Below are 11187 nucleotides of genomic sequence, written 5' to 3' on the forward strand. Positions count from 1 at the left end.
GAGCGACACCACCAAGGAAGATGGCGGCGCCAAAAAAATACGGCTGATTGACGGTTTAGGCATTACCGGCGGCTACAACTTTTTTGCAGACAGCCTAAAATGGTCTGCCATGAGCATTACTTTCCGCAGCACACTGTTCAACAATGTAAACATAACCGGCAGTACTTCCATAGATCCATACGATGTGGACAGCCTTGGCCGCCGTATTGATAAGTTGCTTTGGAAGCGTGGCAACATTGGCCGCATTACCGGTGGCAACATTGCCCTTTCCACCTCGCTGAAAAGCAAAAGCAAAAACGAAAAAAAGGATGAAGACCTGCCTTACGATGAAACGCTTACACCCGATGAGCAGCAACGCCAGCTTGATTACGTGAGACAAAACCCTGCCGAGTTTGTTGACTTTGATGTGCCCTGGAACATACAGATGTCCTTCGCGTTAAGTTTTTACCGTACGTTAACCGCCAACCTGCGCAGGTATGTAACACAAACCAACGCCAACGTAAGCATCAACGGAGATTTCAGCCTGTCCCCCAAATGGAAAATAGGTGGCAACACCTACTTCGATTTCAGGACTAAGAAAATACAAACCCTCAGCATGTTTATTACCCGCGAAATGCATTGCTGGCAAATGGCCATCAACATTACGCCCATCGGCCTGTATAAATCTTTCAGTATCATTATAAACCCCAAATCGGGTATTCTGCGTGACTTAAAAATTAACCGCTCCCGGTTCTTTTACAATCAATAACCCAGTATTATTTAGATACCAGTGTCCGGTTTTTCATGGGGTCATCGTTGCGTCGCAATCCTTTCATCGGTTGGTTCATTGGGCGGCATTTCAGACCCGGGTAAGCTGGTGCGGTGAAGCCACGCAACAGGGGCGTGGCACTCACTTATATTGTATGCGTAGGGACATGCACCAAACTAAAGCCGCGAAAGTTTAAAAAAGATGTTCAACCGTACAAAATTCAAACTTGATTTCAATATCAATGGCCCGGTTTATCTTCCTAACCTTAAAAATCTTGGTTTATACCAACATTTTTTAAGGCAGCCATTCGCAGTTTTGCCTTAAATTTATTGATTATGCCCACCCAGTTATCGTTAAGCCTTATTAACAGGCTGCACAACCAAACAGAAGCTATACTAACTAAAGCCATTGGCGAATGGCAATTGATGCCGCACAGCAGGTTTGCTTTAAAACCTGGCGAAAAAAAATGGAGCGCCAATGAATGCCTGCAGCACTTAAACAGCTATGGCCGCTATTATATCCCGGCCATGGAGCAGGCAATACAAAGTTCTGTTTGCGCCAAGCAACACCCTTCCGCCAAATTTAGCAGTGGTTTTTTGGGCGGCTACTTCACTAAAATGATGCAGCCCAAACAAAATGGCGTTATCAGCAACAAAATGAAATCGCCTGGCGCCCATGCACCCAAAAGCATTTTACAAAGCCATGAAGTAATACGTGAGTTTATTGACCAGCAGGAAAAAATACTGAAGTTATTGTATGTAGCTAAAAGGGTTGACCTTAATAAAACAAGGGTGCCTATTTCCATTGCACCGTTTATTAAACTAAAGCTGGGGGATGTGTTGTCTTTTGTGATTGCCCATAACGAACGGCACGTATTGCAGGCAGAAAACGCGTTAAAGGCCACCTCGGAAAACCCTGTTGAACAAACCGAAACAAGTAGGTTACAGCCTGTATAATTACTGTTTACCAGCCATTACAAGTACCCATTCCCCCACTCAGGTTTTTCTATACGCAATTTGCTTTACCAGTTATTGGTTGCGGCGTAAACCGTGAAAAACAAGATATTCCCCTTTAAGGTTAACAACTCTACTATGGCCAATGCCATGCCATTGCGGGTTGCTCTCGGGTAAAATTGTGCCGGTTTTCCGCTACCGTTCCTTATACTGGGTGGGTTTGTAAAGCCCTTCAGCAATAGCCAGCACCACCATTTCGGTAGTACGGTTTACCTTAAACTTGCGCATCATGTTTTTGATGTATTGCTGTATAGTGTAGGTACTCAGGTTCATCATAGCAGCTATTTCTTTTGGGGTATTGCCGGAGCATATTAACTGCAACACTTCATTTTCGCGTTTGCTTAGGTTAAAAGTGGTTGGCTTTTCAGAAAACAGTTCCTCCACAATTTTATCCTTTAAAGACCTGTTGATGTATTGCCCGCCGCTCATGGCGGTTTGTATGGCATCAATCAATTCCTGCGAGGTTACATCTTTGGTAACAAACCCGCTTACTCCTTTTGTCATGGTATCTTTTACCAGTGTTATGTCAATAACCGAAGTAAGCATGATTATCTTGGTACCGGGTAGCGAAATCCTTGAAAGTAGCTGTATGCCGCTCATGCCGGGCAACAGTATATCAGACAGCACCACGTTGGGTGTCCAATTGCTGAAGTCATCTTCCAGGAAATCTTCAGCACTGGCATAAATGCGTATTTCAGCATCGGTATAAGAGGTGGTCAGCAGGCTTTTCAGGGATTCGGCCATTAGCAAATGGTCATCTATAATACAAATTTTCATTTTTCCGGGTATTTTACGGCCAGTTTTGCCAGGGGGCGGAATGGCCAGGTTGTACAATGCGTTCTTTTTTTGTACTCCCGTTAAGCTAAACCTATCAAAGGCAGACTTGCGGTTGTTACCTTTTTGGTACAACCAGTGGCGTTAAGCCAACATTACTGCCAGTATTCAAATGTGCTGCAATTGCTTTACTTATTCCATCCTAAAGTTAGGGTATATTTTTAGGTAGGTATACCCCTAAGTTTGGGGGGGGGAGGGCCAGGATAACAATAGGCTTCCTGCATACGCAAGCATTTTTGGCGGTGCCCATTGTTTACGCCAGGGCTGTTGGTATTCTGCTGCGATAAGATTTTTTAGGGGGTGTCCCTCGTACCTCGGGCCGGGCTTTCCGCTGCAAGTCCTCACCACCTCCGCTAAGGCTGCGGTGGTTGCGGGCTTTCCGCTTCAATCCCTCACCCGGGTGCGGCTTGTTGTATATTTTGCAGGCAGGTTGCATACATAGCAAATGAAAGCTGAAAATGGGAATGCAGATCTTTTTGTTTGCAAACCCGGCATTAGCTGCGGTTTTGCCTACAGGTCTATACTGTAAAGCCTGTTTTTAAGGGCAAAGACAACCAGTTCGGTAGTACGGTTTAGCTGCAGTTTGCGCAGCATATTCTTAATATGCTGGTTTACCGTATGTATGCTTATAGACAGTAAAACGGCAATTTCTTTAGGTGCATAGCCTTTGCAAAGGTTAATCAGCACTTCTTTTTCCCTTAACGAAAAATCGAAAATAGGGTGATCGCCAAAAAGCAGCGACTCCATCATGTTATTCTTTAGTGTGTCGCTTACATATTTCTTTCCTTCCAGCACAGTTTTTACCGCCTCCACTATTTCTTCGGCAGAAGCATCTTTGCACACATAGCCGTCAACACCGTTTTGTATGGCATGCCTTACAATGGCCGGGTCGGCTAAAGAGGTAAGCATCATAACCTGTGCACCGGGAAAATGCTCCCTTTCCCGCAATATCATTTCCAGGCCGTTTGCATTGGGCAACAGTATATCGCAGATAATAAGGGCAGGCTGCTCTTGCTCAAAATTTTCAGCCAATAATTCCGCCATCGAAAGAAAAGTTTTAACGGTGGCCCCCTTAAATGTGTCTTCCAGCAGCATTTTCAGAAACTGGGTAATCATCTTATGGTCGTCAATAACACAAAACAGCATACGTTAAACAATCTTATTGAGGTAATAGAAGACCGCGCAACAATCTTAATGCCTGGGCCGGTTTTATTTATACTACGGAAGTTAACGAAAATACAGGGATGATTAATCTGCGGAGTACGGGCAGTGCCCGCCTTGCCCAAATTAGGGCTGGCAGAAGTTAAAATTATAATTAACAGCCACATAAAAACCTGTCACCGCATCCGTCATTTCTTTTACCTGCCACCTGCAAGTTGCTTCGGGTATATTGCCAAACATTTATCCCGGCAAATACTACAGGCAAAATTATACCGTTAGATGTTGCCGCTAAATACCGAAAAATAAGTAGCGACGCTGCCATATAACCTGGTTAAACGGGTTTAATAGTAAAGCATTGCTCGCCGCCTTCTGAAAAAACGGGTTACTCTTTTTTCGGTTGTACTATTGTTCCGGTATTTTTAGGTTGGGTTTGCCGTATTTTGGCGTAATGAGGGTTTTCAGAGGGTGTACCTCGTACCTCGGGCCAAGCAGAACTGCGTTCGCAACCTACGCCAAAGGCGACGTTTAGTTGCTTTTAACTCGGTTGTGCCATTATACTCTGCCACAAGGCCCTGCTGCTATAGCCTCACCGGGGTAGCTGTTTCAATCCCTCACCCGTTGGGCACAAAAACTCTTGAAAAAGTACGAAGCTTACTTAATGACTTTTGCTGGTACCTTGTACTTCACAACTCGTACCTGCCCCCTTGTGCCAAACATTTTCTACATTAGAAGCATGATAGCGCAATGGTTTAACTGGAGAACATTACTGGCATTGGTAGCCATTTTAATTGTTTCGGGAACGGTATTTTACTCACAATACCTGGCGGACAAGATTGCTGCCGAAGAAAAAATAAAAATGGAAACCTGGACGGAGGCGCAACGTACCATCATCAGCTCGTCCGACGAAGCCAGCCTTAACCTCGCCGCCAGAATCTCCAGCGATAATAATGATATACCTATTATTGAAACCACCGAAAAAGACAGTATTACCGATTTCAGGAACCTCGACTCGCTAAAAGCCACAACCGATAAAGAATACTTAACCGCTAAACTGAAAGAATTTAGAAATCTGCATGCACCACTGGTGGTAGAGCTTTCCAAAACACCCTATACAGCCAATAAGTATTATTATGGGAAAAGCAAGCTGCAGCAGCAGGTGCGCTATTACCCGCTGGTGCAGTTGCTGGTGGTGGCGTTGTTTATTATTGTTACAGTAATAGCGCAACGTACCAGCTACCGCAGTACACAAAACCAGGTATGGGTAGGATTGGCTAAAGAAACTGCGCACCAGCTCGGCACCCCTGTTAGCAGCCTTAAGGGATGGGTAGAGGTGCTGAATGAAACAGGGGGCAATGAAAGCATGAGCGCCGAAATAGCAAAAGATGTAAACCGGCTTGAACTGATTACAGACCGCTTTGGAAAAATAGGCAGCCAGCCGCAGCTTGAGCCCAGGAATATTGTAAAACAGGTGCAGTACATGGTTGATTACATTAAAAAACGGGCGGGAAGTAAAGTTGAGTTCAGGATGAATACTGGTGGGCAGGAAGACATACAGGCCATGATTTCCCCGCCTTTGTTTGACTGGGTGATAGAAAACCTGTTGAAGAACGCCCTGGATGCCATGGAAGGCAAAGGGTTTATTGAAACAGAAATTACACAAACTGAAACACAGATATTTATTGACGTAACTGACAGTGGAAAAGGCATAGCCAAAGCCAACATCAGCAAGGTGTTTAAGCCTGGCTTTACCACCAAAAAACGAGGCTGGGGCCTTGGCCTTACACTTACGCGGCGTATTGTGGAACAATACCATAAGGGCCGTATCTCGGTAAAATGGAGCGAGGTAAACAAGGGTACCACCTTTAGGGTGGAGCTTAACAGGCAGGCAGGCCAACACGCAACCTCAACACAGCAGTAAGCAGTTCATATAGCAGGTTAATGCAGGTAATTGCCAAAAGCAACCCTTTTTAAAGCTTTGCGTATTAAAAAGGTGTAACAGGATTGCTGTTGCAGCAAAACAATTACCACGCTATATAAACATACCTATGCCATCACTAAGGCAAAGCATACTAAAGGTTATTGTGTATTTTAATTTATTTAAGTACCCTGTAACCGCTGAAGAAATTAAGCGGTTTCTCGAACAGCCTTTCGATGATGCCGCCTTTGATAATGCATTAAATGACCTGGTTGCATTAAACAAAGTGTTTACCCAACGCGGCTTTTATTTGCTGGCAAACGAACAACCGCTGGTCCAAAGAAGATTAGACGGTAACCTGGCAGCGGAAAAAGAAATTATGCATGCCCGCAAAGTAGCCAGGCGGCTATACAGGGTGCCTTTTGTACGGGCAGTGGCCATATCAGGATCACTGTCTAAAAACTTTGCTGACGAACACTCTGACTTTGATTTTTTTATTGTTACTGCCGCTAACCGTTTGTGGATTGCCCGCACATTATTGTTCTTATACTGCCGTTTAACCACATTCGGCAGCCACCGCAGAAAAATTTGCATGAACTACTTTGTTGATGAAGAGGCGCTGGAAATTGAGGAGAAAAATTTTTATACCGCCATTGAAATTCTCACACTGCTGCCCTGCGAAGGAGGGGAAACACTAAACAGGTTTTTTGCATCCAACAGATGGTGCGGAAACTATTTTCCCAATGATTCCGTTAAGTTTACATTACCCGAGATACCACGAACAGTAACTAAAAATTTTTTTGAAAAACTGCTTCTGACAAAGGCCGGGAGCGTCATCGAAAAAAAATTACTCTACTTTTTTTCCAGCCGGTGGAAGAAGCTTTACCAAAAGAATATTGTTACCCAATCCGGTTACCGCCTTGGAGGGGCCATAACAAGCAGGCATGTTTGTAAACACATACCGGCCTTTCAGCATACTATTTTGCAAAAATTTGAAGTGGGGCTACAAAAGGCCAACTACCACTTAGCAAATGGGGCGAATGTTGAAAATTTTCAGTCACTCAATACCAAGCCAATACTCAATTAAGCTGTACATATTGCTCATGCAGCTTTTTCTGCTCTGCTGTAGGTTTGTCATTTACCACCAGGTAATTTTCCTTGTTCCGGTAACCTTTGTACAGGCGGCCTTTCAATATTTTTTCCTCCCCGTTTCTGCGAACGGTAAATTCAGCTTCAGCCTTAGAAATATTATTACTGAAATAAGTATCCCATACTTCATCTATGTTGTCGCTTGTTATCGCAACTCCATCAGCCGCAACAAACGCGTCGTTGTTTTTAATGCCCAGCGCATTGTCTTTGTCAACCTGTGTAAAAACAAAGCTGCTGTTTTCCTCATCGTATTTCAACGCCATGCTGCCGATAATCATACCGTCAATTTTTTTAAGGGGCTCGTAAATATAACCGAGCTTTTCAAGGTAGGCTTTATATGGCAGCGGCTCTGAACCTGCTATATAATTTTCAATAAACGCTTTGGCCGCGGGATGGGAGGCGGCGATAAAATCATCAAAAAAGGTTTCGTCGTCAAACGGTTTGCCTGGCCCATACCTGGCAGCCAAATGCTGCACAACCTGTTTAAGGTCTTTGTCTCCGTTCGTTTTTTCCCGTATCAGTATATCCAGCATAAAGGCTATCAAAGCGCCCTTGTTGTAAACACTGCCATACTTGTCTTTGTATTCATTGGTAAGCACTTTGGCGCTCATTTCAGTCATGGAGAAGCTGCCATACTTTTCAGCCTGCTTAATCTTCTTTCTTATCTCTTCCAGGAATTTTTCTTCGGTAACCAGCTTGTTTTGCAATTGCACCAAATCGCTGAAGTATTCTGTTACTCCTTCATACAGCCAAAGATGCTTTGACATTTTGGGGTTCATGAAGTCAAAATCATCAATTTCCCGGCTGTGCAGGTTAAGGGGTGTGAGAATGTGCAGGAACTCATGGCTGCTTACATTGTTTACCATAGATTTTAACTGTGGCTCGTAAGCTATTTCAGGCAGAAAATAAAGGGAGGAATAATTATGCTCCAAGGCGCCATGGCCACCATAATCTTTTTTGCCAACTACAGGGTTATCCGGGTCTTCAAAGTAAAACAGGAAATTGTAGCTGCTTACCGGCAGGCCGTTAAAAAACTTTTGCAATGCAAAAGCCATAGGCCTTATGTATCCGGCCACCTGGCTGCTGGTTACCTTGCCGGTAGCAGATACAACAGTAACCTGTATAGCAGTGCTGCCAGCTATGATTGACGTAGTATCAGGCCGGCTGAAGAATACCGGGTTATCCGCCAGTTCTACATAATTATCTGCTTTAAGTATATTGGTTTCCGCATTACTACGGTCAACCGAAAGATGTGTTGAAGCATAAAACTCCGCCGGTTTGGTAACTGTTACTTCAAAGGGCAGATTTTTATAGCCTTCAAGATAGCCGTAGAAGGCAAAATTGTTCATAACCACATTCTTACCGGCTTCTATGTTGGTGCCGCCCGGCTGAAAAATAAAATCCCTGTCAGTTTTGTCCCAGGTATCGTTTACCTGGTAGGTAATGCTGTGCAGGGCGGCTGCATTGCTGATGCTGTATTGGTTGGGGTTAAGCCGGTTAACCTTTAGTTTTTTTCCGTTAGCGTCCAATGCTTTAAAATCATCTATGTACTTGCCGTAATTTTTCTCGCTGTAAGAACCCGGTATTACACGGGGAAAAGAATAAACTATTTCCTGCTCTTTGATGGCTGGAGCCAGCAACTGTACACTTACTTTGTCGTTATTGATGTTCTTAATATCCGCGGAGTAACGATACACTTGTGCGGTTATGTTAACAGATATAATTGACAGGGCAATAATACAAGACAACCTGCGCATCAGCATAAGGGTTAAGTTTTGTGCTACAAATAAAGTAATATTTTAAGAAGTTGTTTAAAAACGATTCATTTTGATACCAGCAGCGGTTTTTCATGGGAGACTTCGTTGCGTCGCAATCCTTTCATCCGTTGGTTCTTTGGGCGGCTTTTCAGACCCGGGTAGGGCTGCTGCGGAATGACACGCACCAGGGATTGGTGGCTACTCCCGGTTTGTACAAAATCTTCAAACTAAATTTAAACAGCTTCCAACATGTAATAATCGTTACCATCTTCCTGCTTATCACACAAAAAAAGCCGCCCATTGCAAGGCGGCTCTTCTAATTAATTCTTTGTTTACTTTAAGTCCAGCTTAATCTGCAGTTCAGTAAACTGTTTGTCATCTATGGGGCCGGGTGCATCCAGCATTACATCGCGGCCACTGTTGTTTTTAGGGAAGGCAATAAAATCGCGGATGCTTTCGCTGCCGCCCAGGATGGCGCAAAGCCTGTCGAACCCAAAGGCCAGGCCACCGTGCGGAGGAGCGCCGTACTCAAAAGCACCGAGTAAAAAGCCGAACTTATGCAGCGATTCTTCTTCACTCATGCCGAGCGCCGCAAACATTTTCTCCTGCAGTTCACGCTGGTAAATACGTATGGAGCCGCCACCTATTTCGTTGCCATTCAGCACCAGGTCGTAAGCGTTGGCCTTAATGTTGGCGTAAGGGTGTTCCAGGTACTTTTCAGCATTCTCAATCGCAGGATTGTTATTGATCATGGTGGCGATATCTGATGGCTTGGGCGAAGTAAATGGATGATGGCGTGCCACCCAGCGGTTTTCATCTTCCGCATATTCAAACAACGGGAAATCCAGTACCCATAGTAATTTAAATTCGTTGTCTTTTCTAAAGCCCAGGCGGCGGCCCATTTCAAGGCGCAGTTCGCTGGTTGCTTTGCGGGTGCGCTCTTCTGCCCCGGCAAGAATAAGTACAAGGTCGCCGGCAACAGCGCCTGCGGCATCAGCAATGGCTTTTAGTCTTTCTTCGTTGTAAAACTTGTCAACGCTGCTTTTATAAGTACCGTCAGCATTGCATTTAATAAAGGCAAGCCCTTTCATGCCTATTTGTGGACGTTTAACCCATTCCGTCAGTTCATCGGTTTGCTTGCGGGTATATTCAGCACATCCCGGCGCTGCTATGGCCAATACGGTTTCCGCACTGTCGAACACAACAAAGCCGGCATCATCTACCAATTGCGGCTGTGCTGTTTTGGCTGTGTATACTGAGCCTGGTTTTTTAAGGTTGGCAATCTTCATCCCAAAGCGTATATCCGGCTTATCGTTGCCATAGTTCCACATGGCGTCTTCCCAGGTCATACGCTCAACTTTTTCAGGATAATCTATATCTTTTACATCTTTAAAAATGCGTTTTACCAGGCCTTCAAACATATTCAATATGTCTTCCTGCTCTACAAAACTCATTTCACAATCAATCTGGGTAAACTCCGGCTGGCGGTCTGCCCGCAGGTCTTCGTCCCTAAAGCATTTTACAATCTGGTAGTAACGGTCGTAGCCGCTAACCATCAGCAGTTGTTTAAATGTTTGCGGGCTTTGCGGAAGCGCATAAAACTGGCCGGGGTTCATGCGGCTTGGCACCACAAAATCACGGGCGCCTTCCGGGGTGGATTTGATAAGGAAGGGCGTTTCAATATCCATGAAATTGTTTTCGTGCAGGTAGTTTCGGGTGGAGCGGCCAACAGCATAACGCAGCTCCAGGTTTCTTTTTACCGGGTTGCGGCGAAGGTCCAGGTAACGGTATTTCATGCGCAGGTCATCGCCGCCATCTGTTTCGTCGGTAATGGTAAAGGGCGGTACGGCAGATTTGTTGAGTATGCTGTACGAGGTTACCAATATTTCAATATCCCCGGTGGCAATGTTCTTGTTCTTGCTGGTACGTTCGCTAACCTTGCCGGTAGCCTGCAACACAAATTCGCGGCCCAGCGGGTTGGCATCAAGCTGGTTATTCAGTTCTTCACCAAACAGAAGCTGTGTAATGCCGTAACGGTCCCTTAAGTCAACAAAAGTTATGGCTCCGAATTTTCTAACTGTCTGCACCCACCCGGCCAGCGTAACCTCTTTGTTTACGTGGGCGATAGTTAATTCACCACAAGTATGCGAACGATACATAAAATAGATTTCTGATTTAAGAATGCAACACCTTTTCTGTAACCACCGGAACTTACCGAAACATTTCGGCCGAAAAGCGGTTTCAAGGGCTGCAAATATAACGGAAAGGGTGAAATAGCAGGTACGAGTTACAAAGTACGAAGTACTTTATGCAGAGAGGTTTTTATTATGTGGGGTGCTTAAAGCAGGCCCCGAAAAAAATGCATTGCATACGTACTACCACGCTGCAAAAGAAGCGACCTGTTCCATTAAGGTACTTCGTACTTCGTAAATCGTACTTTAAAACAACCTGCCTGCAAAAGAAGCGACCTGTTCCATTAAGGTACTTCGTACTTCGTAAATCGTACTTTAAAACAACCTGCCTGCAAAAGAAGCAGCCTGTTCTATCAAGGTACTTCGTACTTCGTAAATCGTACTTTAAAACAACCTGCCTGCAAAAGAAGCAGCCTGT

Annotated in this window: 8 protein-coding genes; 4 read left to right on the plus strand and 4 right to left on the minus strand. The window is 44.7% G+C overall.

Annotated features, from left to right (window positions below; translation table 11 throughout):
• Positions 1–748, plus strand: a 748-nt coding sequence (locus F0364_RS28785; RefSeq protein ID WP_262885360.1) for a putative LPS assembly protein LptD, incomplete at its 5' end; no start/stop codon positions are given.
• 335 nt (positions 749–1083) lie between these two features.
• Positions 1084–1704, plus strand: coding sequence for a DinB family protein (locus F0364_RS00070; protein WP_153795718.1), 621 nt, complete (start codon positions 1084–1086; stop codon positions 1702–1704).
• 192 nt (positions 1705–1896) lie between these two features.
• On the opposite strand, the gene F0364_RS00075 is transcribed toward F0364_RS00070, so the two are convergent.
• Entirely contained in the window at positions 1897–2538 is a 642-nt protein-coding gene (locus F0364_RS00075; protein WP_153795719.1) for a response regulator transcription factor, read from the minus strand.
• 567 nt (positions 2539–3105) lie between these two features.
• Complete coding sequence (locus tag F0364_RS00080) at positions 3106–3741, minus strand: response regulator transcription factor (protein ID WP_153795720.1); 636 nt, start codon at positions 3739–3741, stop codon at positions 3106–3108.
• A gap of 748 nt (positions 3742–4489) precedes the next feature.
• Between F0364_RS00080 and F0364_RS00085 the strand changes: the two genes are divergently transcribed.
• Positions 4490–5674, plus strand: a complete 1185-nt coding sequence (locus F0364_RS00085; protein ID WP_153795721.1) for a sensor histidine kinase — start codon at positions 4490–4492, stop codon at positions 5672–5674.
• Positions 5675–5801: 127 nt separating this feature from the next.
• The gene (locus F0364_RS00090) at positions 5802–6758 is read left to right on the plus strand and encodes a hypothetical protein (RefSeq protein ID WP_153795722.1); all 957 of its coding nucleotides are present in this window, start codon (positions 5802–5804) and stop codon (positions 6756–6758) included.
• On the opposite strand, the gene F0364_RS00095 is transcribed toward F0364_RS00090, so the two are convergent.
• Both F0364_RS00095 and aspS read right to left on the minus strand, forming a co-directional pair.
• Positions 6751–8577, minus strand: a complete 1827-nt coding sequence (locus tag F0364_RS00095) for a M61 family metallopeptidase (protein WP_207632439.1) — start codon at positions 8575–8577, stop codon at positions 6751–6753. The genes F0364_RS00090 and F0364_RS00095 overlap by 8 nt on opposite strands.
• Before the next feature lie 332 nt (positions 8578–8909).
• The gene (gene aspS / locus F0364_RS00100; protein WP_153795724.1) at positions 8910–10736 is read right to left on the minus strand and encodes an aspartate--tRNA ligase; all 1827 of its coding nucleotides are present in this window, start codon (positions 10734–10736) and stop codon (positions 8910–8912) included.
• Positions 10737–11187 lie beyond the last annotated feature (451 nt).

It is taken from the genome of Foetidibacter luteolus (genome assembly GCF_009650435.1).
Taxonomy (GTDB): domain Bacteria; phylum Bacteroidota; class Bacteroidia; order Chitinophagales; family Chitinophagaceae; genus Foetidibacter; species Foetidibacter luteolus.